Below are 26,538 nucleotides of genomic sequence, written 5' to 3'. Positions count from 1 at the left end.
TGGACCGGCGCGGAGCTACATGGGATCCATACCCCGGTCGTCGATCTTGTCTTCCTTCTCACTCTGCTCCTGGAGCCGGCGGGCCTTCTCGTGGAGGCGGCGGCGCTCCTCCGGGTCGGTGGAGCGTTCGGCCGCCGTGTTCAGTTCCTGCGCCTTGTCGCGCAACTGCCGGACCCGGCCGCGGGATTCACCTGCGCTCATGATCACTCCTCGGGTGTGGGGGTAAGGAGACCCGATTCAGCGAAACAGCAGGGCCGCGGGTGCGCATCTCGAACTGCCCCGCGCGGTGACCGGCCGGCGCGGCGGCTCCCCCGTTTGCCCGCCCCGAATGGCGCAGCGGCGCCGGGTGCCGGTCAATGGTGACCGAGCGTGCGCATCCCATGACGCACGTTGACCGGCGTGCGATGTGTAGACCCGCGCGTCGGCGAACGGAGCTTTCCATGAACGACCCCATCACGCTCGCGGCGACGCAGGACGACGGCCACCGCGAGCTCCCCGACCCCGACCCCACCGGTACGACGACCCCGGCGACCCTGACGAGCACCGAGCCGATACGCACCCTGCTGGAGACGGCGGGCACCTGCCGGCCCCTGGAAGAAGTGGCCGAACTGGTGACCCTCCTGGAGGAGACCGGCCAGAGCCCCGGCCACGGCCACCAGACGCTGCGGGCGGCCGCCGTCGGGCGCCCGGTCCAGGACGTGGCCCTGCTGGTCGGCATCCTCGGGACGGACGAGGAGCGCACAGCACCCTCGGATCCCGAGCCTGCCCCCGGCAGCCCCGATCCCGAGCCCCCCGGCCGGGTCTTCCGGTCCCCGCGGCCCGTCCCGACCGGCGAGCCCGGGCTCCCGGCCACGGCCGTCCCGGCGGCCCCCGAGATCCCGTCAGGCGCGGCAGTCCCGGCCGTCCCGTCCGTGCACCCGGCAGGGCCGCCACGGACCGACCGGGCCGCCCGGCCCGGCGCGGAGCGCGACGGAGCACCGGCCTGGCACGCCCGACGGCCCTCGGCACGGCCCGCGCGCAGGCCCGAGCCTCCGGACGAGGAGCCGTTCGACGACCCGTACGAGGACGAGCGGTACCCGTCCCCGGAGGAGTACCGCCGCACGTACGGGCGCGGCCCGAACGGCGGCCGGGGCGCGGCCCCCGCTCCCTCCGGCCCGCTGCGCCACCTGCTGCGCTGGCCCGTGGCCGCGGCGCTGCTGCTCTGCGGTGCCCTGCACCTGCCGAGCGATGTGACGGCCCTGTCGTCGCAGCCCCCGACCGCGATCGCCGCGCTCCTCACCACCGTGCTGTGCCTCGGGCTCGGCACGCTGATCGCGGTGCGCGACACCGCCGGGGCATGGCGGGCCGGTGCCGTCGGCGCCGTCGCCGTCGTCGCCCTGCACGTGGCCGGCGGACTCGCGGAGTTCGACCCGCTGGAGGGTGCGGTGAGCGCCACCCAGGCCTGGGCGGGCGTCACCGCGGTGCTGTGCGCCGCGGCCGCGGCCCTGCTGGCCGGTCTGGCGCTGGTGAACCGGCCGCCGCGGGCCCGGGCGGGCGCCGGCGGCTGACCCCGCGACGGGGGCGGGAGCGGTGGCAGGTGCCACCGCTCCCGCCCCCGTGGCATGCCCGGCGCGCGGACACGCCGAGCCGCCTCTACGCCAGCAGGTTGACCGCGTGCGCGAACACCCGGGGCAGCCGGGCGGCGCAGGGGACGATCCGCCCCGCGAGCCGGGGCTGTTGGCGGGCCCACAGCAAGGACGCGGTCAGCGCGCGGTAGCTACGCGACAGTTCCCGCCAGGCCCGCTCGTACGCCTGCGGCCGGCCCTCCCGTACGCAGCGCACCAGTTCGCCGGCCGCCGTCACGGCCAGGGTCAGGCCCTCGCCGGTCAGCGCGTCCACGTACCCCGCCGCGTCCCCGACGAACAGCACCCGCCCCGCGACCCGCACCCGCGCCCGCTGACGCAGCGGACCGGCGCCGAGCACCGGGGAGCCGGCCGCCCCGGCCAGCCGCTCGCGCAGCAGCGGGAACCGGGCCAGCTGTACGTCGAACGGGGCGCGCTCGGCGGTGAGCACGGCCACGCCCACCCGGCCGGGCCCCAGCGGGGTCACGTACGCCTCGCAGTGCGCCGCCCAGTGCACCTCGACCAGATCGCTCCAGGGCTCCACGGCGTAGTGGCGGCGCAGCCCGTAGCGCGGCTGGCGGCCGGGGGCGGGCGGCGCCGCCAGGCCCAGGCCCCGCCGGACCGGGGAGTGCAGCCCGTCCGCCGCCACGAGGTGGCGCGCCGTCAGACCGGCCGCGCCGACCCGGTCGGCGTCCTGGCGGACCTCGCCGACGCGCCGCGCGAGCACCCGTACGCCCAGCTGCTCGGCCCGCTGGGCCAGCGCCGCTTGGAGGACCGGACGGCGGGCTCCGAGACCCGGCCCCGCGCGGAACCGCCCTTCCGCGTGAAGACCGCTCGCCCCGTCCAGGTAGCGGATCCCGTGGAAGGGGTGGCCCGGCACGGACACGCCGAGTTCCCGAAGGCCCCGTACGGCTCCCGGCATCAGGCCCTCGCCGCAGGCCTTGTCGATCGGCGTGGGGCGCGGCTCCAGGACCACGACCTCCATCCCGGCCAGCGCCCCGTGGATCGCGGTGGCCAGCCCGGCCGGGCCACCGCCCGCGACGAGCAGGTCGATCACCGGGCCGGGCCCTCGGCCGGGACGGCGCTGCGGTAGACCGGCGCGGCATGCGCCAGGGCGTCCTCCTCGCAGCGGATGCGGACGCCGAGCAGCAGGAGGTTCAGCAGGGTGAAGGCGGCCGCCGTCACCCAGGCGGTGTGCACCAGCGGCAGCGCCGCGCCCTCGACCACGACCGCGACGTAGTTCGGGTGGCGCAGCAGCCGGTACGGACCGGCCGCCACCAGCGGCAGCCCGGGGACGACCAGCACGCGGGTGTTCCAGCGCCGGCCGAGGGTGGCGATGCACCACCAGCGCAGGCCCTGGGCGGCGATCACGAGGGCGAGGGCGGTCCAGCCCAGTGCGGGCAGGAACGGCCGGTCGGCCAGGAGCGGTTCCGCCACGCAGCCGACGAGCAGCGCGGTGTGCAGGGCGACCATGGCGGGGTAGTGGCCGCGTCCGTATTCGACGGCGCCACGGGACAGGCTCCAGCGCGTGTTGCGGCGGGCCGTGGCGAGTTCGGCGAGCCGCTCAACCGCGACGAGGCCGATGAGGAGCAGGTAGGGGCCCATCGCGTACGGGTCCGTGGAGGGCAGCGGGGTCACGGTCATGGGGTTCACCAGCGCAGGAGGACGAGTTCGGAGGCGAAGCCCGGCCCGAAGGCGATCATCAGGCCGACCGAGCCGGGCGGGGGCGGCCCCGCGGCCTGGATCGAGTTCAGGATGTGCAGGACCGAGGCCGAGGACAGGTTGCCCGCCTGGGCGAGCGAGCGACGGCTCGCCGCGAAGGCGGAGTCGGGCAGCGCCAGCGCGTCCGCGAGCGCGTCGAGCACCTTCGGTCCGCCGGGGTGGACGATCCACGCGTCGACGTCCGGCGGCTTGAGGTCGTGCCGGGCGAGGAAGGACTCGACCTCCTCGGCCACGTGCAGCCGGACCAGGGCGGGCAGTTCCCGGCCCAGCACCATCCGGAAGCCCCAGTGGCCGATGTCCCAGCCGAGGAGCCCCTCGGTGCCGGGGTAGAGGCGGCTGCACGCGGCCACCACCGACGGCCCCGGCCGCGTGCCGTGCAGCGGGTGGCCGCGGCCCACCGCGAGCAGGGCTCCGGCCCCGTCGCCGAAGAGGGCCCCGGCCACCAGGTTCGCCACCGAGGTGTCCGAGGGCTGGAGGGTGAGTGAGCAGAGCTCCGTGGACAGCAGCAGGGCCGCGTGGTCGGGGCGGCCCGTCAGATGGTCGTGGAGGTGGCCCAGTCCGGCGGCGCCCGCCGCGCAGCCCAGGCCGAAGAGCGGCAGTCGCCGTACGTCGGGTCGCAGGCCCGCCCGGTTGGCGATACGGGCTTCCAGCGAGGGCGTCGCGAGCCCGGTCACCGTGGTCGACATGACCAGGTCGACCTCGCGCGCCGTCAGGTGGGCCGCGGCGAGGGCGGCTTCGACGGCTCGGGCGCCGAGCTCCTCGGCGCACTCCACGAAGAGCGCGTTCGTGGCGCCGAAGTCGTTCGACGGACCGTAGCGTTCCAGCGGGAGCGCGAGGTGGCGGGAGTCGACTCCCACGGCCTGGTGCAGTCGGTGGAGGAGGGCGGTGTCGGCCCCCGGGGGAAGGAAGCGGGCGAGCGCCGTCGCGATCTCGGACTGTCGATAGCGGTGGGGCGGGAAGACACTGCTCACGGCCAGGACACGCGTCATTGCCTCAACATAGGTAACAACTGACACTTCGTGATGAATCCCGCACACCGGGCGCGGCGCGGCTTAGCGTGGGCGTGTGCCCCGCGCCAGAGCCGAAGCCACGGACAGAATCCCGCCCATGCCCGCCGCGACGGCCGCCGTCGGCCCGGCACCGGGTCCGGTGCCCGGTCCGCTGCCGGGCCTGCTCAGGTCCTGTCATCCGGTGCCCGCGGCCGCCGTGACGCTGCTGGCCGCCGCCCTGGCCGCGGCCGCGGGGCGCGGCCTGCCCGGCGCGGCGCTCGTCGCGGCCGCCGTGGGCACGGGCCAGCTGTCGGTGGGCTGGTGCAACGACCGGGTGGACCTCGCCCGGGACCTGGCGACCGGCCGCCGTGACAAACCCCTGGTCTCCGGCGCCGTACGGCCCGCCGTGGTGACGGCCGCGGCGCTGACGGCCCTGGCGCTCTGCGTACCGCTGTCCCTGGCCGGTGGCCTGCTCGCGGGCTCCGCGCACCTGTGCGGGGTGGCCGCCGCCTGGGCGTACAACCTGCGGCTGAAGAGCACCGCCGTCTCCTGGCTGCCGTACGCCCTCGCCTTCGGGCTGCTCCCCGCCTTCGTCACCCTCGGCCTGCCCGGTGCGCCGTGGCCGCCGTGGTGGCTGACGGCCGCGGCGGCCCTGCTGGGCGCGGGCGCGCACTTCGCCAACGTGCTTCCCGACATCGACGAGGACCTGGCCACGGGGGTTTCGGGCCTGCCGCACCGGATCGGCGCGCGCGGTGCGGCGGCGGTGGGCGGGCTCCTGGTGCTCGGCTCGGCGGTGGCCTTGGTCGCGGGAGCGCCGGGGCGGGTGCCGCCGTACGGCTGGGGGCTGCTCGCGGCGACGGCCGTGGCGGTACTCCTCGGGGCCGCGCGGCCGACCGGCCGGAGCCGGATCCCCTTCCTGGCGACGATGGCGGTCGCCGGCGCCGATGTCGTGCTGCTGGTGGTGCGCGGGGCCGGGCTCGCGGGGCGGGCCTGAGGCGGCCGTCGGCTCAGGCCGCCGCCTTCGCCGGAGGGCGGCGGGTCCGGGTCCACTCCAGCAGCTGTTCCCGCGGCCAGGTGTTCACGACCCGCTCGGCCGGCACCCCGCACTCCACGGCCCGTTCGCATCCGGTCGGCTGCCAGTCCAGCTGGCCCGGGGCGTGCGCGTCCGTGTCGATCGCGAAGAGCGCCCCGCACTCCACGGCCAGCCGCAGCAGCCGGCGCGGGGGGTCCAGCCGCTCGGGCCGGCTGTTGATCTCCACGGCGGTCCCGGACTCCGCGCAGGCCGCGAAGACCGCCTCCGCGTCGAACCGCGACTCGGGCCGCCCCCGGCCCGTCACCAGCCGTCCCGTGCAGTGGCCCAGGATGTCCATCAGGGGATTGCGGACGGCGGCCAGCAGCCGGCGCGTCATCGCGGGCGACTCCATCCGCAGCTTCGAATGGACGGATCCGACGACGAGGTCCAGCCGGTCCAGCAGCTCCGGCTCCTGGTCGAGGGAGCCGTCGAGCAGGATGTCGCACTCGATGCCGGTCAGCAGCCGGAAGGGGGCCCACCCCTCGTTCAGCTCCGCCACCACGTCGAGCTGCTCGCGCAGCCGCTCCGGCGAGAGCCCCCGGGCGACGGTGAGGCTCGGGGAGTGATCGGTGAGCACGGCCCACTCGTGGCCCAGCTCGGCCGCCGCCCGGCCCATGGCCTCGATCGGGCTGCCGCCGTCGGACCACTCGGAGTGCAGATGGCAGTCCCCGCGCAGGGCCGCGCGCAGCGCGCGGGCGGCGGGGCTCGCCGGCGGGCCCTCGGGGTGCGCCGCGATCTCGTCCTCCAGTTTCTGCAGGTACGCGGGGATCGCTCCGCCGACCGCCTCCCGCACCACCTGGGCGGTCTTCGGACCGATGCCCTTGACGGCTTCGAGGGTCCCGGCCCCGACGCGCTCGCGCACCTCCGGCTCGCCCATGCGCACCAGCGCGGCGGCCGCCTTCCGGAAGGCCTGCACCCGGTAGGTCGGGGCCTGTGCCCGCTCCAGCAGGAAGGCGATCCGTTCCAGCGCCGCGACCGGGTCCATGGAGTACCTCCTGAGTGCCTCCGGAACTCCAGTGTGACCGGCACCCCCAAGGATGTCTTGGGAAGGTCATAAGCTCTGTTTATAGGGCCATAAACGGGGGGCGGGTGCTGGGTTAGGGTGTCCTTAGTTTAGGGTTCCCCTTGATCCAGTGTTTTTCGGTCGAAGGGAACCAGTCATGCCTCGCCCCCTCCGGGTAGCAATCGTCGGTGCCGGCCCCGCCGGAATCTACGCCGCCGACGCACTGCTGAAGTCCGAGGCGGCCGTCGAGCCGGGTGTTTCCATCGACCTGTTCGAGCGGATGCCCGCCCCCTTCGGCCTGATCCGGTACGGGGTCGCCCCCGACCACCCGCGGATCAAGGGCATCATCACCGCCCTCCACCAGGTGCTGGACAAGCCGCAGGTCCGCCTGTTCGGCAACGTGGACTACCCGAACGACATCAGCCTCGACGAACTCCACTCGTTCTACGACGCCGTGATCTTCTCCACCGGTGCCACCGCCGACCGCGCGCTCGCCATACCCGGCGTCGAGCTCGACGGCTCCTACGGCGCCGCCGACTTCGTCTCCTGGTACGACGGCCACCCCGACGTCCCGCGCACCTGGCCGCTGGAGGCCGAGAAGGTCGCCGTGCTCGGCGTCGGCAACGTCGCCCTCGACGTGGCGCGCATCCTCGCGAAGACCGCCGAGGAGCTGCTGCCCACCGAGATCCCCGCGAACGTCCACGAAGGCCTCAAGGCCAACAAGGCGCTCGAAGTCCACGTCTTCGGCCGCCGCGGCCCGGCCCAGGCCAAGTTCAGCCCGATGGAGCTGCGCGAGCTCGACCACTCGCCCACCATCGAGGTCATCGTCAACCCCGAGGACATCGACTACGACGAGGGCTCGATCGCCGAGCGCCGCAAGAACAAGCAGACCGACATGGTCGCCAAGACCCTGGAGAACTGGGCGATCCGCGACATCGGCGAGCGCCCGCACAAGCTCTTCCTGCACTTCTTCGAGTCGCCCGCCGAGATCCTCGGCGAGGACGGCAAGGTCGTCGGCCTGCGCACCGAGCGCACCGAGCTCGACGGCACGGGCAACGTCAAGGGCACCGGCCGCTTCACCGACTGGGACGTCCAGTCCGTCTACCGCGCCGTGGGCTACCTCTCCGACGAACTGCCCAAGCTGCCGTGGGACGTCGACAGCGGCACGGTCCCGGACGAGGGCGGCCGCGTCATCGAAGCCGGCGAGCACCTGAAGTCCACGTACGTCACCGGCTGGATCCGGCGCGGCCCGATCGGCCTCATCGGCCACACCAAGGGCGACGCGAACGAGACGGTCGCGAACCTGCTGGAGGACCACGCGGGCGGCCGTCTGCGGACGCCCGCCGCGCCTGAGCCCGAGGCCGTCGAGGCCTTCCTGGGCGAGCGGGGCGTCCGCTTCACGACGTGGCAGGGCTGGTACGCGCTCGACGCCGCCGAGAAGGCGCTGGGCGAGCCGCAGGGCCGCGAGCGCGTGAAGATCGTCGAGCGCGAGGACATGCTGAAGGCGAGCGGGGCCTGACCGTCACGCTCTCCCGACCGGGTGGGGGGTCACCGGCGGTGGCCCCCCAGCCGCATGTCCGCGGCGTCCTCAGCCCGTGATGGACAGGATCTTCCGGGTCTTCAGATCGGCCTGCACGTGGAGCTGGGTGGTGTCGGAGCCGCTCCACGTCAGCGTGACGGTGGCGTTGGTCTTGCCCATGCCGCTGTCGACGTAGGTGACCTTCCATTCCAGCGGTACGTTCTGCGCGCGCAGGACGCCGTCCGCGTGGTTGGTCTCCTCCCACTTCGCCAGCTCGCGCTGGAGCGGTGCGGAGAGGTAGGCGGCCCGCAGCTGCTTGGCGCGCGTGCCGTCGCCGTCGTACACCGCGTCGATGTACGCGCCGTAGAAGACGGTGATCCGCGAGAACGCGCCCTCCGGGCTGCCGGACGCGGACGGGGCCGCGGCGGCCGCCCGGCCGTCCTGCGGCGCGTCCGTGCCGGCGGTGGCGGAGGCGCTGGTGACGAGGGCCAGGGTCAGGGCGGCCGTCGCGGCGGTCGCCGCGAGGGCGAGGGAGGCGGTGCGCATGGGCCGGGCCTTGACCTTGGCCTTGGCCGGAGACTGGGACATCGTTCGGACCTTTCGCCGTTCGGAAGCCGAGTAACTGAACCCACCGACGCCGCCACCCCGGGGGACGGTTCTCGGATCGTGTGAAATGGCCTGAAAGCGACGCGGATGGCGTACAGCCGCCTATCGGGGCGAACCCAGACAGCTCGGCGCCGCCGTCCGCAGCGCCCGTACCCCCGCCGGCAGCGCCGTGCGCACGTCCGGCGCGAAATCCGGCGCGTGGTCGGCGGGCAGCACGGCCGGAGTCGATTTCCGCTCATGCGCCGCCGGAGTTCCCCTGGCCGATTCCGTACGGCCGGGACGGGCCACTCGTCCGGGGGATCCGTCGGACGGCAGGGCCGTACGCGGAATGCGCGGCGGCGGCCGGTGGTTCGGACTCCACGCAGCACCCGACCACCCCGCACGCACTGGAGAGCTCATGAAGATCGGCATCATCGGCGCCGGCAACATCGGCGGCAACCTCACACGTCGCCTCACCGCCCTCGGGCACGAGGTGTCCGTGGCCAACTCCCGTGGCCCCGAGACCCTGGCCGACCTCGCGAAGGAGACCGGCGCCACGCCCGTCGCCGTCACGGAGGCCGCGCGGGGCGCCGAGGTCGTCGTGGTCACCGTCCCGTTGAAGAACGTGGCGGACCTGCCCGCCGGCCTGCTCGACGGAGCGGCGAAGGACTTCGTCCTGATCGAGACCGGCAACTACTACCCCCAGCAGCGCGACGGCCGCATCGCCGAGATCGAGGACGAGGGCCTGACCGAGAGCGGCTGGAGCCAGCGCCGCCTCGGACACCCGGTGGTCAAGGCCTTCAACGGGACGTACGCCGAGGACATCCTGGCCCTGCACCGCCCGGCAGGGGCCCCGGACCGGGTGGCCCTCCCGGTGGCCGGCGACGACGCCGCGGCCAAGGAGACCGTCCGGGCGCTCATCGACGAGCTCGGTTTCGACACCGTCGACGCGGGCGGAATCGAGGACTCCTGGCGCCAGCAACCCGGCACTCCCGTATACGGACTCCGGGCGGGCACCGACGCGGTGGTCAAGGCCCTCGCCGAGGCCTCGCCGGTCCGCCAGGACGCCTTCAAGGGCTGACCGCCCGGGGCGGGCGCGGGAGTCGGGGCCTCCCGCGCCGGCCCGGCGCCTGCGCCGCGCCCCCGCCCCCCGGAGCTCGCGCCCCCCCCGAGCTCGCCCCCGCCCGGAACCGATACCGAAGCGTCATCCTCCGCGCCCCCGCACCGATGCCCCGGGCTTGTTACGGTCCTGCCCTCACGGGAGCCGTAGGAGGGCCCACCATGCACGTCAGACCCCGTCCGCTGATCGCCCCGGCGGTACTGGTGGCGCTCGCGGCCGCCCTGACGGCCTGCTCCGGCCACCCGGACCGGCCGGCCGCGCCCGCCCGGTCCGCGAGCGCCCCGCCCTCGGGCTCCGCCTCCCCGTCCGCGACCGCACCGGCCACGGCGACCCCCTCCGCGTCGGCCGTCACCCCCACCCCGGCCTCCGCTTCCGCCCCCGCCTCCCCGGCGGCGCCCGGGAAGACGCCGGCCGCGGCCCCGGCCGTCGTGACCCGGCTGTCCCTGACCGCGGCCGCCGCGAGCGGCGGCGGGCTGAAACTCGTCCGCGGCGGCCCCGCCCAGGAGTTCACGGTCACCGTTCACAACGGCAACTCCCAGGCGTACGGGCACCTGCTCATCGCCTTCCAGATGGAGCCCCTGACCGGCGAACCCGGCGACCTCCCCGGACCCGCCACCCCCTTCGTCCTGGAACGCCGCGACCCCGCCACCGGCACCTGGCGCGCCGCGGACCTGCGCATCGCGACCGATGCCAAGCCCGCCCACCTCTACACGGGCGGCACCGCCCTGGCTCGCGACGCCGTCCGCACCGAGCGCTACCGGCTGCGCGCCACCGCAACGGGCCCCACCGGCAGCAGCCCGCTCCTGGTGTACGCGATCGACGCGGACGCGGCGGAGGGCACACGGGCCGACTTCGAGCACCCCGGACACGTCTCGCTGCCCCTCACCACGCGGCGCATCCTGTAACTCCCGCTCCCGCCGCGGCAATCGGAGGGGTCCGGACCCTTGACCCACACCTGGTCCAGACCAATCATGAGGCGTCCGCCCGTTCGCTCGCGCCCCACCGGGAGCATCGATGAGACGTCCCAGGCCCCCCCATGCCTTATCCGCGGCGCTGACCACGGTCCTCGCCTCCGCCGGCCTCGTCCTCGGGGCCGGCGGCGCGGCCCACGCCGCGACCCCACTGCCCGCGCACGTCTTCGCCCCGTACTTCGAGGCCTACAACGGCGACAGCCCCGCCGACCTGGCCCAGAAATCCGGCGCCAAGTACCTGACCATGGCGTTCGTACAGACCGAGGCGAAGGGCTCCTGCACCCCGTACTGGAACGGGGACAAAGGACAGCCCGTCTCCGCCTCCGTCTTCGGCGCCGACTTCGCCACGATCCGCTCGCGCGGCGGCGACGTGATCCCCTCCTTCGGCGGCTACGCGGCCGACAACGGCGGCACCGAGATCGCCGACAGCTGCACCAGCGTGGACGCGATCGCCGCCGCCTACGAGAAGGTGATCACCACCTACGAGGTCTCCCGGCTCGACATGGACATCGAGGACAACTCGCTGACCAACAAGGCGGGCATCGACCGGCGCAACCAGGCGATCAAGAAGGTCCAGGACTGGGCCGCGGCGAACGGCCGCCCGCTCCAGGTCTCGTACACCCTGCCCACCACCACGAGCGGCCTCGCGAGCAGCGGACTCGCCGTCCTCAAGAGCGCCAAGGCAGCGGGCGCCCAGGTGGACGTCGTGAACCTGATGACCTTCGACTACTACGACGGCGCCACCCACCACATGGCGACCGACACCCAGACGGCCGCCACCGGGCTGCACGACCAGCTCGCCGCCCTGTACCCGGCCAAGACCCCCGCCCAGCTCTGGGGCATGATCGGCGTCACCGAGATGCCGGGCATCGACGACTACGGCCCCGCCGAGACCTTCACCACCGCCGATGCCACCGCCGTCTACGACTGGGCCTCCGGCAAGGGCATCAACACTCTGTCCTTCTGGGCGCTCCAGCGCGACAACGGCGGCTGCCCCGGCACCGGCGGTTCCGACTCCTGCTCGGGCATCGTCCAGGACCCCTGGTACTTCAGCCACACCTTCGCCCCCTTCACCGGCGGTGGCGGTCCCGTCGCCGACGACTTCTCGCTCGCCGTCGCGCCCGGATCGGCCTCCGTGGCACCCGGCGGCTCCACCTCCGCCGCGGTGAACACGGCGGTCGTCTCCGGCGCCGCGCACGCCGTCGCCCTGACCGCCTCCGGCGCACCCGCCGGGGTCACGGCCTCCGTCGACCCGGCCACGGTGACGGCCGGCGGCTCGGCCCGGCTCACGGTGACCGCCTCCGCCTCGGCCGCCCCGGGGACGTACCCGATCACCGTCACCGGCACCGCCGGCGGCCTCACCCACACCGCCGTCCTCACCCTCACGGTCTCCGGCCCCGGCGGCGGAAGCGGCGCCCTGGTCAACGGCGGCTTCGAGAGCGGCGCCCTCGCACCCTGGACCTGTGAGAGCGGCGGCTCGGTGGTGGGCACCCCCGCGCACGGGGGCTCGTACGCGCTGAAGACCGCGCCCACCTCCTCGCAGACGGGGGAGTGCGCCCAGACCCTGACCCTCGCCCCGAACACGAAGTACACGCTGGCCGGCTGGGTACAGGGCAGCTACGCCTACCTGGGCGTCCGCGGCGGCGCGAGCGCCAGCGCCTGGACCAGCTCGGCCGGCTGGTCGAGGCTGGCGGTCCCCTTCACGACGGGCGCCTCCGGCACGGTCACCGTCTACCTGCACGGCTGGTACGGACAGGGCGCGGTCTACGGGGACGACCTCTCGGTCGGATAGCCCGGTCGGGGGGTCCCGCCGGGTCGATAGGCTCGGCGACGGCCGCCGGGGTACGCACCGCCCGCACGGGGCGGTGCGTACCCGACGGAAGGAACAGCGCCATGACCGGCGGCAACGAGGTCCGGATCCTGCCCGCGGGCGACCGCGCGGCGGTCGCCTGGAAGAACGGCGGCGGGGTGACCCGGGAGATCGCGGCCTGGCCGGAGGGCGCCTCGATGGCCGATTTCGGCTGGCGGGCCAGTCTCGCGGAGGTCGCCGCCGACGGGCCGTTCTCGGCCTTCCCCGGGGTCGACCGTACGCTGACCCTGGCCGAGGGCGCGGGCATGGACCTCACGGTGGCCGGCGCGCGCCGCCTCGTCGACGAGCGCTACGCCCCGCAGGAGTTCCCCGGCGACGCCCCCACCGACTGCCGGCTCCTCGGCGGCCCCGTCGTGAACTTCAACGTGATGTACCGCAGGGACCGGGTGCGGGCGCAGACCGCGGTCGTACGGGGCACCCTCGCGCTCGCCGCCGCCGAGGGGGAGACCCTGCTGGTCGTCGCCCTCGGCGGCCCGGCGGAACTCGAAACCGGAGCCGAAACCGGAGCCGGAGCTGGAGCGGTAGCCCGAGCCGGGACCGCCCCCCGGGCCGGCGCGGCCGCCGGCCCGGTGGCCCTCGGCCCGTACGACGCGGCCCGGATCTCCGGCCCCGCCACCTGCCTCCTGCGTACCCGGGGCCGCGCCGCGGTGGTCAGGCTGGCAGCCCGCCCCGGGCGATGACGTCGGCGTACCAGCGGGCGCTGTCCTTCGGCGTGCGCCGCTGCGTCGCGAAGTCCACGTGGACCAGGCCGAACCGCTTGCTGTAGCCGTACGCCCACTCGAAGTTGTCCAGCAGCGACCACACGAAGTACCCGCGTACGTCCGCCCCGTCCCCGATCGCCCGGTGCACCGAGGCCAGGTGGCCGTGCAGATAGCCGATCCGGTCGGGATCGTGCACATCGCCCTCCGGGTCGGCGTAGTCCCCGTACGCCGCCCCGTTCTCCGTGATCATCAGCGGTACGCCCGGCAGTTCGTCGCGCAGCCGGACCAGCAGCTCGTGCAGGCCGCCCGCGTCCACCGGCCAGTCCATGGCCGTCCGGGGTCCGGGCGCGGGCAGGAAACGTACGTGCTCCTCGGCGCCCACCCACGGCGAGGGACCGGCGGGCGCGACGGCGAGCCCCGGCTCGGCGGCCGCGACCACCGTCGGGGAGTAGTAGTTGATGCCCAGCCAGTCGATCGGCTCCCCGGCCGCCGCCAGGTCGCCGTCCCGGACGAAGGACCAGTCCGTCACCCCGGCCGTGTCCCGGACCAGGTCCTGCGGCAGGCGCCCGTGGAAGACCGGGTCGAGGAAGATCCTGTTGCCCACCGCGTCGATCCGGCGCACCGCGTCCAGGTCGGCGGCGGAGTGCGTCAGCGGCCGCAGCGCGTGCAGGTTCAGCGTCAGGGAGACCTCGGCCGACGGGGGAAGGACCGCGCGCAGGGCCGCGGTGCCCAGGCCGTGGGCCAGGTTGAAGTGGTGCGCGGCCCGCAGCGCGGCCTCGGGCTCGGTGCGGCCCGGGGCGTGCACCCCGGAGGCGTAGCCGAGGAAGGCCGAGCACCAGGGCTCGTTGAAGGTGGTCCAGCTGGCCACCCGGTCGCCGAGCGCCCCGGCGACGAGCCCCGCGTACTCGGCGAACCGCTCGGCGGTCTGCCGGACGGGCCAGCCGCCCAGGTCTTCGAGCTCCTGCGGCAGGTCCCAGTGGTAGAGGGTGGCCACCGGCCGGATCCCGGCGGCCAGCAGCGCGTCGACGAGCCGCCGGTAGAAGTCCAGGCCGCTGCGGGAAGCGGGTCCCCGGCCGGTGGGCTGGACCCGCGGCCAGGCCACCGAGAAGCGGTAGTCGCTCACGCCGAGGCGCCGGAGCAGCTCCACGTCCTCGTCCATGCGGTGGTAGTGGTCGGCGGCGGTGTCCCCGGTGTCGCCGTGCAGGACCTTGCCGGGGGCGTGGCTGAAGGTGTCCCAGATGGAGGGGGTCCGGCCGTACAGGGCGGCAGCGCCCTCGATCTGGTACGCGGCGGTGGCCGTGCCCCAGCGGAACCCGGCAGGGAAGGCGAGCCCCGTCCTCGTGAGGGGAGACGAGTCGAGCGTGGTCATGGAAAGGCTCCAAAGAGGGTGAGGGGAGGGGCGGGAGCTGCTGCGTCAGCCTTTGACCGCGCCCTGCATGATGCCGCCGACGATCTGGCGGCCGAGGAGTCCGAAGACCAGCAGTACGGGCAGGGTGCCGAGGAGCGTGCCCGCCATGATCACGGACTGGTCGTGGACGTAGCCGCCGCCCAGCTGACGGAGCGCGACCTGGACGGTCGGCTCCTGCGAGGACAGCGCGACGATCGGCCAGAAGAAGTCGTTCCAGGCGGTCATGAAGGTCAGCAGGCCCAGGACCGCCATGGCGGGGCGGGCGACCGGCACGACGATGGACCGGAAGATCCGGGCGTACGAGGCCCCGTCCACGCGGGCGGCCTCGATCAGCTCGTCGGGCAGTGACTGCACCAGGAACTGCCGCATGAAGAACACCCCGAAGGCGGAGACGAGTCCGGGCAGGATGACGGCCTGGAGCTGGTTCACCCAGTGCAGTTCGACGATCAGCATGAAGAGCGGGATCACCCCGAGCTGCGGCGGGATCATCATCGACGCGACGACGGCCCCGAGCAGCGCCCCGCGGCCGCGGAAGCGGAGTTTGGCGAAGGCGAACCCGGCCAGCGTGGAGCACAGCACCGTGCCGACGGTGATCGCCCCGGAGACGATGAGGGAGTTGAGCAGCGCCTTGCCGATCGCCGCCTCGTCCAGGACGGACCGGAGGTTGTCGGGAAGCCGCGGACCGGGCAGCAGGGCCGGGAGCGGGCGCGCCAGTTCGGCGTTGGAGCGGCTCGCGGCGACGAGGGTCCAGTACAGCGGGAAGGCGGAGACCAGCACCGCGCAGATCAGGACCGCGTACGTGATCCGACCGCCCCGCCGGCCGCCGGCGGTCGCGCTCATCGGCCGGCCTCCTTCAGGGAACGGCGGCGCCCGGCCCAGGCGTTGGCTCCAACCACCACCACGATCAGCAGGAACATCACCCAGGCGATCGCCGCGGCCCGGCCCAGGTGCAAGAAGCCCCAGCCCTGCTCGTACATGTAGAGCCCGAGGGTCTGGTACTGGTGCGAGATGCCCCCGGACACCGAGCCCTCGAACAGCAGGGGTTCGCCGAACAGCTGGGTGGCGCCGATCGTCGAGACGACCGAGGTGAAGACGATCGTGGGGCGCAGACCGGGCACGGTGACGTGGAGGAACTGCCGCCACCGGGAGGCGCCGTCGACCTCGGCCGCCTCGTACAGCTCGGCCGGGATCGTCTGCATGCCGGCCAGGTAGATCAGCGCGTTGTAGCCCGTCCAGCGCCAGACGACGATGGACGAGACGGCGATCTGGGAGGCGGCCGTGCCGTTCTGCCAGTCGACCGGGCGGATGCCCACCAGGTCCAGCAGACGGTTGACCAGCCCGAAATCGTGCCCGAAGAGCTGGGCGAAGATCAGCGAGGCGGCGGCGACCGAGGTCGCGTACGGCAGCAGCAGGGCGGTACGGAAGAACGTACGGGCGCGCAGGCGGTAGTTGAGCAGGTGGGCCAGGCCCAGCGCCATCAGGAGCTGGGGCACCGTGGACAGCACGCCGATGGTGAAGGTGTTGCGCAGCGCCGTCCAGAAGAACGGATCGGTGAACAGGGCCGTGTAGTTGCCGAGCCCGCGCCACTCCAGTTCGCCCGGGGTCTGGAGTTCGGCGCGGTAGAGGGAGACGTACGCCGTGTAGAGCAGCGGGAAGATCCCGAACGCGGCGAACAGGGTGAAGAAGGGGGCGAGGAAGGCGTACGGGGACAGCGGTGCCTTGGGTGCCTTCGGGGCCTCCGGAGCCTTCGGCGCCGTCAGTGCCAGGGGCTCAGCCGAGGGCATTCTTGACGGCCTTCTTCGCGTTCGACCAGGCCGTTTCGGGCGCCGTGCCCTTGCGCTCCACCTCGCTCAGCGCGTTGTTGATCTGGTCGGCGATGTCCTTGTCGTGCAGGCCGAGCACCTGGACGGGGGCCTGTTCGGCGGCCTCGCCGAAGATCTTGCCGATCGGCGCGTCCGAGAAGTAGGGATCCTTGGCGTCGGCGATCTCGCCGATCGACTTGGTGGCGGAGGGGAAGTTGCCCTGCCCGCGGAACACCTTGGTCTGCTGCTCGGGCGCGGTGAGCCACTTGATCAGCTCGTACGCCTCCTTCTTGTGGGCGGCCGCGGCCGGCACCGCCAGGTACGAGCCGCCCCAGTTGCCCGCGCCGCCGGGCAGCTTCGCGACGTCCCACTTGCCCTTGCCGGCGTCGCCCGCCTGGCCCTTGATGTAGCCGAGCATCCAGGCGGGGCAGGGCAGGGTGGCGAAGGAGCCCGAGGAGAACGCCTGGTTCCACGGCGGCGACCACTGGTCCAGCTTGGCGCTGAGCCCTTCGCCCGCGGCCTTGACCGAGGCCTCCCAGGCGGCCTTCACGGCGGGGCTGTTCTCGTAGATCAGGGCGCCCGACGCGTCGTAGTACCGCTCCTTCTCCTGCCCGACCATGATCCCGTTCAGGCTGCCCACGCTGTCGAGCCAGGCGCTGCCGGCCGGAGCCTTCGCCTTGTACTGGCGGCCGAGTTCGAGGTAGCCGTCCCACGTGGCCCACCGCGCGGCCAGTTCGGTGCGGTCGGTGGGCAGGCCGGCGGCCTGGAGCAGGTCGCTGCGGTAGCACATGGCCTCGGGGCCGACATCGGTGCCCAGGCCCAGCACCTTGCCGTCCTTGGTCGTCGCGGCGGACCACTTGGCGGGGGCGAACTCCTCCTTGAGCGCCCCGGCCCCGTACTGGTTGAGGTCCACGAACTTGGCGGCCTGCTGCTGGGTGACGGAGGCGATGCGGCCGACCTCGACGCCCTGGACGTCGGCCAGGCCGCCGCCGCCCGCGAGGCGGGTCTGCAGCGACTTCCAGTAGTCCTGCTCGTCCTCGGTGTCGGTCTGCTTGATCTTCGTGCCGGGGTGCAGCCGTTCGTACTCGGCGTACAGGCCGGACTCCTGGTAGCCGAAGGAGCCGAACAGGTCGACGGTGAGCGTGACGTCGCCGCCCGCGGAATCGGAGGAGCCGCCGCCCGACCCTGATCCGCAGGCGGCCAGCAGTACTCCGGTGAGCGCGACGGCGCCGAGGCGGACCACGGCTCTCTCGACGGTTCGGGGGATCGGCATGGGGCGGCCTCCTTGGCCTGGACGGGCAGGGTGCGGGGGTGGGAGTGCGCCAGCATTGAGAGCGCTCTCAGAGCGCGACTGGAGCGTGCACCCGCAGCCCGGGCCCCGTCAAGAGTCGTACCCGAGCCGAGGCCCATTCGTCCACAATCACCCCTGTGGCACGGCGAGTTCACGCCGCTGCCGCCGACCGCTCCGGCATCAGGCCGAGTCGCGCCGCACCAGCGACGTGGGGGTCACGACCGAGGCGGGCACGGCCGGGTCGCCGTGCGCCCTGTTCAGGGTGCGCAGCAGCAGCTGCGCCATCAGGCGCCCCATGCCCTCGATGTCCTGGCGAACGGTCGTCAGCGGCGGTTCGGCGGTCTCCGCCACCAGCTCGGCGTCGTCGAAGCCCACCAGCGCCACGTCGCCTGGCACGTCGAGCCCCCGCTCCCGCAGCACCCGCAGGGCGCCCGTCGCCATCAGGTCGTTCGCGGCGAACACCGCGTCGAGGTCCGGGCAGCGCTCCAGCAGCCCGGCCATCGCCTCGGCCCCGCCCGCCGCGGTGAAGTCCCCCTCCGCGATCAGCGCGGGATCGGCGTCGAGCAGTACGTCCCGGTAGCCGTCCAGCCGGTCCACCGCCGAGGTCTGGTCCAGGGGCCCGGCGATGTGCGCGATCCGGCGCCGGCCCCGGTCCAGCAGGTGCCGTACGGCCTCGCGGGCACCCCCGCGGTTGTCGGCGTCCACGTACGCGATCCCGCCGTGCTCCCCGGAACCGGCGGTCCAGCCGGGCCGCCCGCCGTACACCGTGGGCATGCCCACACGGCGGGTGATCGCGGGCAGCGGGTCGTCGGTGTGCAGCGAGAAGGCGAGCGCCCCGTCGACGTGACCGCCGGCCAGATAGCGCTCGATGCGGTCGTAGTCCCCCCGGTCCTCCACCAGCAGCAGCACCAACTGCGTGTCGTGTGCAGTGAGTTCCTTGCTGATGCCGCGGATCTGGCGGGAGAAGAAGGGATCGGAGAAGATCCGGATCTCCGGCTCGGCGATGATCACGGCGACGGCCCCGGTGCGCCGGGTGACCAGGGTCCGCGCCGCCGGATTCGGCACGTACCCGAGCTCCTGTACCGCCTCGCGGACCTTCTCCACCAGGTGCGCGCGGACGCCGTCGCCGCCGTTGACGACGCGGGACGCGGTCGCCCGGGAGACCCCGGCGCGCTCCGCAACGGCCTCCAGCGTGGGGCGGTGACCGGGAAGCTGTTCGGGCACGGGCGCTCCTCCTGCGTGTCCGGGGGCCGTTGGGGCGACGAACAGCAGGGTAACCCGTACCGCCGGGAGCCTGAGAGCGCTCCCGGCGAACGGGCGGAGCTCACCAGCCGATGCCGAGCGTCAGCCCGGTCGGCGGCTCGGGGTTGCCGAGGATCTGGACCGAGGACTGGTCGCCCACGTCGTCGTAGGGGAAGCCGTAGGCCCGCTCGTCGAGGGCGACGGTGTGGAAGAAGCCGGCGTAGTCGTTCTTGGCCGCCCCGCCGTAGTACGCCGCAGGGGTGTGCCAGGCGGTGGTGTCCAGGGCGACGCCCCGGTTGAACGCGGCGCAGAACTCGGCGCCCAGCTGCTTCTCGGTGTCGTTGCCGGAAGCCAGTGCTCCCGCACAGGCCATGACGTCGGGGGAGGTGGGTTTGCGGAGGGTGAAGGGGCCCGCGCCGTTCTTGGTGAAGGTCAGGGTGGAGCCGGAGACCCGCCCCGAGAAGGTCTCACCGAGCCGGGTCAGGGTGAACGGGTGGGCGGCGTAGAACGCCCAGGCCTGGTCGATGGCGGCCGTGAGGTGGTTCTGCTGCGCGCCGCCCGCGAGGAACAGCTCCGAGGAGCGCGGTGCCACGATCCGGTAGGTGCTCTGCAGCGGCCTGAAGGCCGCCCCGACGGAGGCCGCGTACTGCTGCATCACCTCGGCCCGGGTCCGGGTGATGCCCCGGGTGGTGTCGTAGCCGCTGGAGGTCTGGCGCAGTCGCGAGGTCATGGGGAAGCCGAACTGGTCGACCTGGGTGGTGTTCCCGCCGAAGGCGACCTGGCCCCGCACGAACGTGTACTCGTACCAGTCGTAGTACACGTCCCTGTTCGGGTCGTTGGGGTTGCGCGGGTCGGGACCGCCCCAGCCCTGGTCGTCCGGGGAGACCGGGAAGTAGACGGGGGAGCCGAGGGAGACGTAGATCCGGCCCCCGCGGATCGACGCCGGTGAGGGGATCGTCCCGCCCACCTGGGCGAGCGTGAAGGACATGTTGGGGTAGTTCACGCCGTTCTTGACCAGGTGCCCGGGGGCGGCGGCGTCGCGGTGGTCGATGTGCGCCATGGAGCCGTCGGGCTTCATGTACGACCACTGACCGGGAGTGACCTGGCCGAGCACCGTGACGAAGACCCGGGTGTCGGCGTAGGCCCCGCGGGTGTTGTTCTGGAAGGTGATGGGGAAGCCGCCGGGAGCGGCCTGTACGGTGCCGGCCTGTACGGACGCGGCCTGTACGGGACGGGCCTGTACGGGACCGGCAGCTGCCCGGGCCGGGGCCCAGAGCAGGGCCGGCACCAGGGCGATCAGGGCGGCCAGCAGGGCCGGTAATGCGGTCGGCGGGAGCGTTCTGCGCGGGTTCATCGGCATCTCCTGGGTCCGGGCGGTCAGTGGCCGAAGTCGAACCAGTTGACGTTGACGTAGTCGGCGCCCTGTCCGCTCGTGAAGGTCAGGTACACGTCGTGCGTGCCGGTGACGGGGCCGATGTTCGCCGGGACGGTCCGCCAGCTCTGCCAGCCCCCGGTGTTCGCGACGGAGAAGGAGCCGATCGGCGGGTTCGTACGGCTGTCCAGCCGGACCTCGACCAGTCCGCTGACCCCGCCGGGCGCCCCGCTCGCGACCCGCCCGTGGAACTGCGTCGCCGGGGCGGAACCGAAGTTCACCCCCCTGTACAGGGCCCAGTCGCCGTTCGCGATCGCGCTCAGGTTCCGGCCGCCGCCGGAGTCGGTGGTGGTTTCGGTGCCGAGCCCGGCCTGGCCGTCGTACGACTCGGCCTCGATGGCCCGGTACGCGTCGCGGTTGCCGGACGGCGGGGTGGTGGGCGGGGTCGTCGGCGGTGTGGTCGGGGGCGTGGTCGGCGGGGTCGTACCGCCCGTCGAGCGGAGTACGGACACGTAGTCGACCACCATCGAGTGGCCGGGCTGGGTGCCCGCGTCGGGTCCGCCGCCGAAGGCGTCCGGGAAGCCGCCGCCCATGGCCACGTTCAGGATGATGAAGTAGCCGTGGTTCGTGGCGTTGGTCCAGGTGGCGGCGTCCACCTGGTTGGCGCGCACGGTGTGGAAGTTGACCCCGTCGAGGTAGAAGCGCATCTCCTCCACGGCCGTGGACCGGTCCCACTCGACGGCGTAGGTGTGGAAGCCGCCCTGGCAGGTGGTGCCGGTGCAGACGCGCTGGCCGCCGATGCCGGAGGTCTCGTTGCACGGGCCGCCCGGGCTCGTACCGCAGTGCACGGTGGCCCACTCGTTGTTGATGCCCTGGACGTTCTCCATGATGTCGATCTCGCCGATGCCCGGCCAGTTCCACCAGTTGCCCCGGTACGGCGCGCCGAGCATCCAGAACGCGGGCCAGTACCCCTTCGCCGCCGTGCCCGTGACGTCCGGCATCTGGATCCGGGCCTCGGTGCGCAGGGTGCCGCCGGCCGGAGGCTGGAAGTCGGAGCGCCGGGTCTCGACGCGGCCGGAGGTCCAGTTGCCGGCGGCGTCCCGGCGCGGGGTGATCCGCAGGTTCCCGGCGCCGTCGAGGGAGACGTTGGACGTGCTCGCGGTCATCGTCTCGACCTCGCCCGTACCGAAGTTGGCGGGGCCGCCGGGGTAGCTCGTGCCGGTGGTGTACTGCCAGTCGGCGGTGTTCACGCCGGAGCCCGCGGCCCCGTTGAAATCGTCCAGGAACACCTGGGTCCAGCCCGCGGGGGGCGGGGGAGCGGCGGCGCTGGCGGGCAGGGTGACCACGGCCGCGGCCGCCGCGGCCACGGCCATCGAGGCGAACGCGGCGGTGACGGCGCGCCGGACGGACGGCCTTTTTCTGCCGGTGGGAAGACGCATGGGTGTGCCCTCTCTTGGGGGGAGGCGGCCCGCTGTATGAGAGCGCTCTCAAGCGGCGCCGCTCGCCACTGTGCTCCCGGCTCCCACTGCCGTCAAGACTTGGCACCACCAACGCGCGTATGGGCGGCCCGAGTTCAACGGGTGAACGGCCACCACCGCCGTCCTGACGACACGACCTACGGCGTGTCCTTCTCCATGGTCGGGCGCAGCCGCTCCAGCAGGGCGTAGAGCGTCGCGCTCTCGGTCTCGTCGAGCGTGTCCAGCGCTCCGTGCGTCGCCTGCATCTCCTCGCGCACGCGGCGGATGATCTCGCGGCCGGCGTCCGTGGCGACGACGTTCTTGACGCGGCGGTCGGAGGGGTCGGCCTCGCGGCGCACCAGCTCCCTGGCCTCCAGGCGGTCCACGATGCCGGTGACGTTCGATGCGTCACACACCAGGAGGGTGGCCAGGCCGCGCATCGGCAGCGGGCCGTTGAGCTGGGCGAGGACCCGGGCCTGGGTGGAGGTGAGGCCGTAGTGGGCCGCTGCGGCCGCGAAATCGCGCCACTGGGCGGTTCCGATGGCGGCGAGCAGCTCAAGGAGTTCGAGCTTGGTGGGGGCGGGTCGGGTGCTGGCGCTCATGACGTCGAGCGTACTCAGGTGGTTGACATTGTCAATTGTTTACTTGACCACTTTAACTATCGACGTCTACCGTCGACCGAGTTACTTGATGACATCAAACATCTGCGATCTGAAGCACTAAGAAGGTCCTGCCAGTCATGAGCACCGCCGCCCCCGCCCCCGCCGAGGCCAAGAACAGGAACGAGACGATCATCGTCTTCGCCCTGAGCCTTGCCGCCATGGTCGTGTCGATGATGCAGACCCTGCCGGTCCCGATCCTGGGCCTCATCCGCACCGACCTCGGCACCTCGACCGCCAACGTGAGCTGGGTGACCACCGCCACGCTGCTGTCCGCCGCCGTCTTCACCCCCCTGCTCGGCCGCTTCGGCGACCAGCACGGCAAGAAGCCCACGCTGGTGGCGGTCCTCGGCGTCATGGTCGTCGGCTCCGTCATCGCCGCCGTCGCGACCTCGCTCCCGCTGCTGATCCTGGGCCGCGTCCTGCAGGGCGCCGCCACCGCGATCTTCCCGCTGGCCCTCTCGGTGCTGCGCGAGGAGGTCCGCCCGCAGAAGCTGCCCGGCGCGATGGCCCTGGTCAGCGGCACCCTCGCCTTCGGCAGCGGCCTCGCGCTCGTCGCCACCGGCCTGCTCACCTCGGGTTCCGACGCCGACTACCGCAACGCCTTCTGGATGGCGACCGGCTTCGCGACCCTCGCCCTGCTCGCCGTCGCCTTCCTGGTCCCCGCCACCCGGCACAAGACCGGCGGCCGTACCGACTTCCTCGGCGCCCTGACCCTCGGCATCACCCTCCTGCTGCTCCTGCTGCCCATCTCGCAGGGCCACGAGTGGGGCTGGACCTCCGGCCGCACGCTGGGCAGCTTCGCCGGCGCCGCCGTCATGACCGCCGTCTGGGTCCTCACGGAGCTCAAGGTCAGCGAGCCGCTCGTCGACATGCGGATGTTCGTCCACCGCCCGGTGCTCATGGCCAACCTGGCCGGCATCCTCGTCGGCTTCGGCATGTTCGCGAACTTCCTGGGCGTCTCGTACCTCGTCCAGATGCCTGAGAAGCTCACCGGCTACGGCTTCGACGCCTCCATCCTGCGCGCCTCCGTCCAGTTCCTGCTGCCCGGCGCGATCGTTTCCCTGCTCGCCTCGCCCATCGGCGGCCAGCTGGTCCGCCACCGCGGACCGCGCGTGGCCCTCGGCCTCGCCGCCGGGCTCGGCGCCGTCGGCTTCGGCTGGCTCGCGCTCGACCACGGCCACAGCTTCTCCGTGATCGGCGCCGGCCTGATCGTCGGCGCGGCCGTCAGCTTCGGCTACGCGGCCATGCCCGCCGTCATCATGGCGAGCGTCCCGCACCACCAGAGCGGCATCGCCAACGGCATCAACTCGATCTCCCGCTCCACCGGCAGCGCGATCGGCAGCGCCATCGTCACCACGATCCTGGCGTCGAAGACCATCGAGCACCTGCCCGCGGGCGTCCCGGCCCTGCCCGCCGAGTCCGGGTTCACCCTCACCTTCTGGATCGGGGCCGTCGCCTTCGCCCTGGTCGCGGTGATCAGCTGGATCGGCCTGCGCGGGGCGCACGGACCGCGCACCGTCGAGTCGGGCACCCCCGCCGAGGCCCCCGCGAAGGTGGCCGAGCCGGTGCCGGCCGATACCGTCTGACCTGGCCCTTCGAGGGGACGGCGCCGTTCGCGGATGCCGTCCCCTCGTTTGCGTGCTGTCCTGTCCCCGTGGACAGGGGCCGCCACGGGGCGGCGGGGAGGGGTCTGACCCGGCACGCGAGGAGTGACCTGCCATGGCGATCCTGATGCACGCCACTGTCCCGGGCATCACGGCGGAGCAGTACGACGCCCTCCACGCGGAGCTCCTGTCGGTCCCCGGGATGTTCGACGGCTGCCTCTCCCACGTCTGCGTCGTGAGCCCCGAGGGCCTGGACATCTACGACGTGTGGGAGAGCGAGCTGCACGCGAACGTGTTCGCGGAGAAGCTGATGCCCGTGGCGGAAGCCCAGGGCTGGCAGAGCACGGGCGGCCGCCCCGAGGTGTTCCCGGTGCACAACTACGGCTTCCCGGGAATGAAGGACTAACGCCCGCGCGCGCCGGGCGACCGGGATCGGCCCCAGGCGGTGCGACGGAGTCCCGGCCGACCGCGGCTCAGGCTTCGCCGCGCGCGGCCGCCTGGCGCTGGCGCTTGCTCAGCGGGGCCAGCGAGAGGTCCTGCGCGCGGGACGTGAGGCGCTTGAAACCGTAGCCCCGCTCGGTGAGCCAGCTCTCGGCGGCGAGCTCGGCGCGGGCCGTCGCGTCCAGGATGTCCTCCTCGGCCTCGCCCGAGTCGAGGAAGCGGAACGTGAAGAACGGGCCGACGGCGATGTCGTACGAGAGGTGGCCCTCGGCGGTGTAGGCCGAGTGCATGACGTCGTGCTCCGCCGCGGCCGCGAGGAGTTCCGCGCGCTGTTCCTCACGGAGAGCGTCGAAAGAGCCGCGGACGGTGATCCGGAAGGTGCGAGTACTCATCCCGGCAGGGTAGGCAGCCGGGGCGGCCCCGCGCACCGGGGTTTTCCGAGGACCGCCCGCCGGGCGCGGGCCGCCGCTCAGACGTCGATGTGGCCCATCAGGCCGTGCTGGTAGTCCATCTGGGCCTGCCGGATCTCGGCTGCGGTGTTCATGACGAACGGGCCGGTGCGCGCCACGGGTTCCCCCAGCGGCTCCCCGGCCAGCACCAGCACCTCCGCCGCGTCGTCAGGCGCCTCGACCGTGAAGTGCTCCGCGTCCCGGCCGAGGATGGCCAGGTGCCCGTCGGGGAGCCGGGCATCGGGAGTGGCGGCCGTCCCGGACAGTACGTACAGCATGGCGCTGTGCCCGGCCGGGACGGTGAACCCGGCGCGCCCGCCGGCCGCGAGGCGGGCGTGTACGACGAGCACCGGGGTGTGGGTCTCGAAGGGGCCCCGCACCCCGTGGGTGCTGCCGGCGATCACGGTGAGCTCGGCGCCGCCGTCCTCGGTGACCACCCGCGGGATGTCACCGGGGGCGGAGCCGTACTGGACGCGCGGCGGCGTCGACTTGAGGCGGGCCGGCAGGTTCACCCAGATCTGGAGCAGGTGCTGCGGGCCGCCGTCGGCGAGCAGTCCGGGGGTGGGACGGGCGAGGTGGACCAGCCCCGACCCGGCCGTCAGCCACTGCACCTCGCCGGGATGCATGACGCGCCGGTGCCCCGCCGAGTCGATGTCCTCCATCGCGCCTTCGATGACGTACTGGATGGTCTCGAACCCGCGGTGCGGGTGCGGCGGCGCACCCTTGGCCTCACCCGGACCCAGTACGTGCGGGCCGACCTGGTCGACCATCAGGAACGGGTCGACCAGGGGCAGTTCCGGCTGCGGGAAAGGCCGGCGGACCGGGAAGCCTTCACCCTCGAAGGTGTGGAAGGGGCGGACGACGCGGAGGGTGGAGCGTACGGCGGCGGTGGTGAGGTGCATGCGCCGAATGAACGGCACGGCCGATTCCGCTGTCAACGCGGACCCGTTCGGCTGTCAGGTCGTACCGCCGGCTTCGGCCACCGCTCCCGCGCGCCGCCCGCGGGCTCAGCGCTTGCGCGCCCGGGCACGGCGCAGCAGTACGCCGCCGCCGGCGCCGGCCAGCGCGATCACGGCCACACCCGCCGTGGTCCACCAGACGGTACGGTCCGTGCCCCCGCTCTCACCGGCAGGGCCCGGCGACCCGGAGGACACCGGAGGGGCCGAAGCGCCGGACGGGGCGGGTGAGGCGGAGGCGGACGGGGCAGCCGCGCTCGGCGTGGCCGCGGACGGCGCCGGGTCGACCACCGGGACGGCGATCTCCTTCTCACCGTGCCCGAGCGACGGGAAACCCACGTCGACGCTCACCTTCCACGTGCCGGGCGGCAGCACCTCGGCGGTGCTCCAGCCGGTACGCGACCCGGCGTCGCGCACCAGCCGCCAGGGCCCCATGGTGCGGGAGCCGTCGGGGCTGGTCGAGTTCACCGTCGCGGCGACCGCCTCGTCGATGGCGTCCCCGTCGTTCTCCCAGGTGATCTCGGTGGTGACGTGGCCTTCCCGCTGCCCGGTGACCACGACCTTGACGGTGTCGCCGTGGGCCTGGGCCTCGATGGGGACGGCCACGGCCAGGGCCTGTGCGAGGAACAGGAACAGGAAGCCGAGTCCGCTGCGGACCGGGAAAGCGGGACGTGTACGCATCGTTGGGTGCTCCTGGTGCG

At 73.3% G+C, this 26,538-nt stretch carries 26 protein-coding genes; 9 read left to right on the top strand and 17 right to left on the bottom strand.

Annotation, left to right across the window (positions count from 1 at the left end; genetic code table 11):
* Positions 1 to 15: 15 nt before the first annotated feature.
* Positions 16 to 204 (bottom strand): DUF6381 family protein, encoded by a 189-nt coding sequence (locus CP980_RS03365; protein ID WP_373312816.1) that lies wholly within the window; start codon positions 202 to 204, stop codon positions 16 to 18.
* A 236-nt stretch (positions 205 to 440) separates the two neighbouring features.
* On the opposite strand from CP980_RS03365, the gene CP980_RS03360 reads away from it, so the two are divergent.
* Positions 441 to 1,547: a hypothetical protein gene (locus tag CP980_RS03360; protein WP_150492573.1), complete on the top strand. Its 1,107-nt coding sequence runs from the start codon at positions 441 to 443 to the stop codon at positions 1,545 to 1,547.
* A gap of 85 nt (positions 1,548 to 1,632) precedes the next feature.
* Here the strand turns inward: CP980_RS03360 and CP980_RS03355 are convergent, their stop codons facing one another.
* Genes CP980_RS03355 through CP980_RS03345 form a run of 3 tightly spaced genes read right to left on the bottom strand, consistent with a single transcriptional unit; the run spans position 1,633 to position 4,312 of the window.
* A complete protein-coding gene (locus CP980_RS03355) occupies positions 1,633 to 2,658 on the bottom strand; it encodes an NAD(P)/FAD-dependent oxidoreductase (protein ID WP_150492572.1) in 1,026 nt (341 codons plus the stop codon).
* The gene (locus CP980_RS03350; protein ID WP_132754671.1) at positions 2,655 to 3,206 is read right to left on the bottom strand and encodes an isoprenylcysteine carboxyl methyltransferase family protein; all 552 of its coding nucleotides are present in this window, start codon (positions 3,204 to 3,206) and stop codon (positions 2,655 to 2,657) included. The genes CP980_RS03355 and CP980_RS03350 overlap by 4 nt, the downstream gene beginning before the upstream one ends.
* 44 nt (positions 3,207 to 3,250) lie before the next feature.
* The gene (locus tag CP980_RS03345) at positions 3,251 to 4,312 is read right to left on the bottom strand and encodes a type III polyketide synthase (RefSeq protein ID WP_150492571.1); all 1,062 of its coding nucleotides are present in this window, start codon (positions 4,310 to 4,312) and stop codon (positions 3,251 to 3,253) included.
* A 118-nt stretch (positions 4,313 to 4,430) separates the two neighbouring features.
* Here CP980_RS03345 and CP980_RS03340 point away from each other — a divergent pair, with 118 nt between their 5' ends.
* Positions 4,431 to 5,306: a UbiA family prenyltransferase gene (locus CP980_RS03340; protein WP_150492570.1), complete on the top strand. Its 876-nt coding sequence runs from the start codon at positions 4,431 to 4,433 to the stop codon at positions 5,304 to 5,306.
* A 13-nt stretch (positions 5,307 to 5,319) separates the two neighbouring features.
* On the opposite strand, the gene CP980_RS03335 is transcribed toward CP980_RS03340, so the two are convergent.
* Positions 5,320 to 6,369, bottom strand: coding sequence for a PHP domain-containing protein (locus tag CP980_RS03335; protein WP_150492569.1), 1,050 nt, complete (start codon positions 6,367 to 6,369; stop codon positions 5,320 to 5,322).
* Between the two features lie 175 nt (positions 6,370 to 6,544).
* Between CP980_RS03335 and CP980_RS03330 the strand changes: the two genes are divergently transcribed.
* Positions 6,545 to 7,906 (top strand): FAD-dependent oxidoreductase, encoded by a 1,362-nt coding sequence (locus CP980_RS03330; RefSeq protein ID WP_132753836.1) that lies wholly within the window; start codon positions 6,545 to 6,547, stop codon positions 7,904 to 7,906.
* 69 nt (positions 7,907 to 7,975) lie between these two features.
* Here CP980_RS03330 and CP980_RS03325 read toward each other — a convergent pair whose 3' ends face one another.
* Positions 7,976 to 8,494 (bottom strand): hypothetical protein, encoded by a 519-nt coding sequence (locus tag CP980_RS03325; protein WP_229906871.1) that lies wholly within the window; start codon positions 8,492 to 8,494, stop codon positions 7,976 to 7,978.
* Between the two features lie 346 nt (positions 8,495 to 8,840).
* Between CP980_RS03325 and CP980_RS03320 the strand changes: the two genes are divergently transcribed.
* From CP980_RS03320 to CP980_RS03305, 4 genes are all read left to right on the top strand, one after another.
* Complete coding sequence (locus CP980_RS03320; protein WP_132753834.1) at positions 8,841 to 9,572, top strand: NADPH-dependent F420 reductase; 732 nt, start codon at positions 8,841 to 8,843, stop codon at positions 9,570 to 9,572.
* A 200-nt stretch (positions 9,573 to 9,772) separates the two neighbouring features.
* Complete coding sequence (locus CP980_RS03315) at positions 9,773 to 10,516, top strand: hypothetical protein (RefSeq protein WP_150492568.1); 744 nt, start codon at positions 9,773 to 9,775, stop codon at positions 10,514 to 10,516.
* A gap of 109 nt (positions 10,517 to 10,625) precedes the next feature.
* Positions 10,626 to 12,374: a glycosyl hydrolase family 18 protein gene (locus tag CP980_RS03310; RefSeq protein WP_167535780.1), complete on the top strand. Its 1,749-nt coding sequence runs from the start codon at positions 10,626 to 10,628 to the stop codon at positions 12,372 to 12,374.
* Positions 12,375 to 12,475: 101 nt separating this feature from the next.
* Positions 12,476 to 13,132, top strand: coding sequence for a HutD/Ves family protein (locus CP980_RS03305; RefSeq protein ID WP_150492567.1), 657 nt, complete (start codon positions 12,476 to 12,478; stop codon positions 13,130 to 13,132).
* On the opposite strand, the gene CP980_RS03300 is transcribed toward CP980_RS03305, so the two are convergent.
* The 8 genes from CP980_RS03300 to CP980_RS03265 all read right to left on the bottom strand — a co-directional run bounded on the left by CP980_RS03300 (position 13,104) and on the right by CP980_RS03265 (position 22,327).
* Positions 13,104 to 14,522 carry a GH1 family beta-glucosidase gene (locus CP980_RS03300; RefSeq protein WP_150492566.1) on the bottom strand — a complete coding sequence of 473 codons (1,419 nt, stop codon included), beginning with the start codon at positions 14,520 to 14,522 and terminating at the stop codon, positions 13,104 to 13,106. The two genes, CP980_RS03305 and CP980_RS03300, sit on opposite strands and share 29 nt — an antisense overlap.
* 45 nt (positions 14,523 to 14,567) lie before the next feature.
* Positions 14,568 to 15,401, bottom strand: coding sequence for a carbohydrate ABC transporter permease (locus CP980_RS03295; protein ID WP_132753826.1), 834 nt, complete (start codon positions 15,399 to 15,401; stop codon positions 14,568 to 14,570).
* Positions 15,398 to 16,345, bottom strand: a complete 948-nt coding sequence (locus CP980_RS03290) for a carbohydrate ABC transporter permease (protein WP_150492565.1) — start codon at positions 16,343 to 16,345, stop codon at positions 15,398 to 15,400. Before CP980_RS03290 ends, CP980_RS03295 begins: the two co-directional genes overlap by 4 nt.
* Entirely contained in the window at positions 16,332 to 17,636 is a 1,305-nt protein-coding gene (locus CP980_RS03285) for an ABC transporter substrate-binding protein (protein ID WP_150492564.1), read from the bottom strand. Before CP980_RS03285 ends, CP980_RS03290 begins: the two co-directional genes overlap by 14 nt.
* A 198-nt stretch (positions 17,637 to 17,834) precedes the next feature.
* Complete coding sequence (locus tag CP980_RS03280) at positions 17,835 to 18,878, bottom strand: LacI family DNA-binding transcriptional regulator (protein ID WP_099888265.1); 1,044 nt, start codon at positions 18,876 to 18,878, stop codon at positions 17,835 to 17,837.
* A 100-nt stretch (positions 18,879 to 18,978) separates the two neighbouring features.
* Positions 18,979 to 20,250, bottom strand: a complete 1,272-nt coding sequence (locus CP980_RS03275; RefSeq protein ID WP_167535779.1) for a glycoside hydrolase family 64 protein — start codon at positions 20,248 to 20,250, stop codon at positions 18,979 to 18,981.
* A 23-nt stretch (positions 20,251 to 20,273) separates the two neighbouring features.
* Complete coding sequence (locus tag CP980_RS03270) at positions 20,274 to 21,707, bottom strand: glycoside hydrolase family 16 protein (protein WP_150492562.1); 1,434 nt, start codon at positions 21,705 to 21,707, stop codon at positions 20,274 to 20,276.
* Between the two features lie 176 nt (positions 21,708 to 21,883).
* Entirely contained in the window at positions 21,884 to 22,327 is a 444-nt protein-coding gene (locus CP980_RS03265) for a MarR family winged helix-turn-helix transcriptional regulator (RefSeq protein WP_099888262.1), read from the bottom strand.
* Positions 22,328 to 22,464: 137 nt separating this feature from the next.
* On the opposite strand from CP980_RS03265, the gene CP980_RS03260 reads away from it, so the two are divergent.
* Both CP980_RS03260 and CP980_RS03255 read left to right on the top strand, forming a co-directional pair.
* Positions 22,465 to 23,973: an MFS transporter gene (locus CP980_RS03260; protein ID WP_150492561.1), complete on the top strand. Its 1,509-nt coding sequence runs from the start codon at positions 22,465 to 22,467 to the stop codon at positions 23,971 to 23,973.
* Positions 23,974 to 24,106: 133 nt separating this feature from the next.
* Positions 24,107 to 24,397 carry a hypothetical protein gene (locus CP980_RS03255; protein ID WP_150492560.1) on the top strand — a complete coding sequence of 97 codons (291 nt, stop codon included), beginning with the start codon at positions 24,107 to 24,109 and terminating at the stop codon, positions 24,395 to 24,397.
* A gap of 67 nt (positions 24,398 to 24,464) precedes the next feature.
* Here the strand turns inward: CP980_RS03255 and CP980_RS03250 are convergent, their stop codons facing one another.
* The 3 genes from CP980_RS03250 to CP980_RS03240 form a co-directional block, all read right to left on the bottom strand.
* The gene (locus tag CP980_RS03250; protein WP_132753812.1) at positions 24,465 to 24,824 is read right to left on the bottom strand and encodes a DUF6204 family protein; all 360 of its coding nucleotides are present in this window, start codon (positions 24,822 to 24,824) and stop codon (positions 24,465 to 24,467) included.
* 77 nt (positions 24,825 to 24,901) lie between these two features.
* Positions 24,902 to 25,783 (bottom strand): pirin family protein, encoded by an 882-nt coding sequence (locus CP980_RS03245; RefSeq protein WP_150492559.1) that lies wholly within the window; start codon positions 25,781 to 25,783, stop codon positions 24,902 to 24,904.
* 105 nt (positions 25,784 to 25,888) lie between these two features.
* Entirely contained in the window at positions 25,889 to 26,518 is a 630-nt protein-coding gene (locus CP980_RS03240) for a hypothetical protein (RefSeq protein ID WP_150492558.1), read from the bottom strand.
* Positions 26,519 to 26,538 lie beyond the last annotated feature (20 nt).

Origin of the sequence: Streptomyces vinaceus, assembly GCF_008704935.1 — a bacterium.
Taxonomy (GTDB): domain Bacteria; phylum Actinomycetota; class Actinomycetes; order Streptomycetales; family Streptomycetaceae; genus Streptomyces; species Streptomyces vinaceus.
Note: the sequence above shows the minus strand (reverse complement) of the source record. Positions and strands in the feature narration are given on the sequence as shown.

Bases quoted from the DNA above. Each gene is read 5' to 3' on its own strand.
- CP980_RS03360 (WP_150492573.1), top strand. From the start codon at position 441: ATGAACGACCCCATCACGCTCGCGGCGACGCAGGACGACGGCCACCGC.
- CP980_RS03350 (WP_132754671.1), bottom strand. From the start codon at position 3,206: ATGGGCCCCTACCTGCTCCTCATCGGCCTCGTCGCGGTTGAGCGGCTC.
- CP980_RS03345 (WP_150492571.1), bottom strand. From the start codon at position 4,312: ATGACGCGTGTCCTGGCCGTGAGCAGTGTCTTCCCGCCCCACCGCTAT.
- CP980_RS03340 (WP_150492570.1), top strand. From the start codon at position 4,431: ATGCCCGCCGCGACGGCCGCCGTCGGCCCGGCACCGGGTCCGGTGCCC.
- CP980_RS03335 (WP_150492569.1), bottom strand. From the start codon at position 6,369: ATGGACCCGGTCGCGGCGCTGGAACGGATCGCCTTCCTGCTGGAGCGG.
- CP980_RS03330 (WP_132753836.1), top strand. From the start codon at position 6,545: ATGCCTCGCCCCCTCCGGGTAGCAATCGTCGGTGCCGGCCCCGCCGGA.
- CP980_RS03325 (WP_229906871.1), bottom strand. From the start codon at position 8,494: ATGTCCCAGTCTCCGGCCAAGGCCAAGGTCAAGGCCCGGCCCATGCGC.
- CP980_RS03320 (WP_132753834.1), top strand. From the start codon at position 8,841: ATGCGCGGCGGCGGCCGGTGGTTCGGACTCCACGCAGCACCCGACCAC.
- CP980_RS03315 (WP_150492568.1), top strand. From the start codon at position 9,773: ATGCACGTCAGACCCCGTCCGCTGATCGCCCCGGCGGTACTGGTGGCG.
- CP980_RS03310 (WP_167535780.1), top strand. From the start codon at position 10,626: ATGAGACGTCCCAGGCCCCCCCATGCCTTATCCGCGGCGCTGACCACG.
- CP980_RS03305 (WP_150492567.1), top strand. From the start codon at position 12,476: ATGACCGGCGGCAACGAGGTCCGGATCCTGCCCGCGGGCGACCGCGCG.
- CP980_RS03300 (WP_150492566.1), bottom strand. From the start codon at position 14,522: ATGACCACGCTCGACTCGTCTCCCCTCACGAGGACGGGGCTCGCCTTC.
- CP980_RS03295 (WP_132753826.1), bottom strand. From the start codon at position 15,401: ATGAGCGCGACCGCCGGCGGCCGGCGGGGCGGTCGGATCACGTACGCG.
- CP980_RS03290 (WP_150492565.1), bottom strand. From the start codon at position 16,345: ATGCCCTCGGCTGAGCCCCTGGCACTGACGGCGCCGAAGGCTCCGGAG.
- CP980_RS03285 (WP_150492564.1), bottom strand. From the start codon at position 17,636: ATGCCGATCCCCCGAACCGTCGAGAGAGCCGTGGTCCGCCTCGGCGCC.
- CP980_RS03275 (WP_167535779.1), bottom strand. From the start codon at position 20,250: ATGAACCCGCGCAGAACGCTCCCGCCGACCGCATTACCGGCCCTGCTG.
- CP980_RS03270 (WP_150492562.1), bottom strand. From the start codon at position 21,707: ATGCGTCTTCCCACCGGCAGAAAAAGGCCGTCCGTCCGGCGCGCCGTC.
- CP980_RS03265 (WP_099888262.1), bottom strand. From the start codon at position 22,327: ATGAGCGCCAGCACCCGACCCGCCCCCACCAAGCTCGAACTCCTTGAG.
- CP980_RS03260 (WP_150492561.1), top strand. From the start codon at position 22,465: ATGAGCACCGCCGCCCCCGCCCCCGCCGAGGCCAAGAACAGGAACGAG.
- CP980_RS03255 (WP_150492560.1), top strand. From the start codon at position 24,107: ATGGCGATCCTGATGCACGCCACTGTCCCGGGCATCACGGCGGAGCAG.
- CP980_RS03250 (WP_132753812.1), bottom strand. From the start codon at position 24,824: ATGAGTACTCGCACCTTCCGGATCACCGTCCGCGGCTCTTTCGACGCT.
- CP980_RS03245 (WP_150492559.1), bottom strand. From the start codon at position 25,783: ATGCACCTCACCACCGCCGCCGTACGCTCCACCCTCCGCGTCGTCCGC.
- CP980_RS03240 (WP_150492558.1), bottom strand. From the start codon at position 26,518: ATGCGTACACGTCCCGCTTTCCCGGTCCGCAGCGGACTCGGCTTCCTG.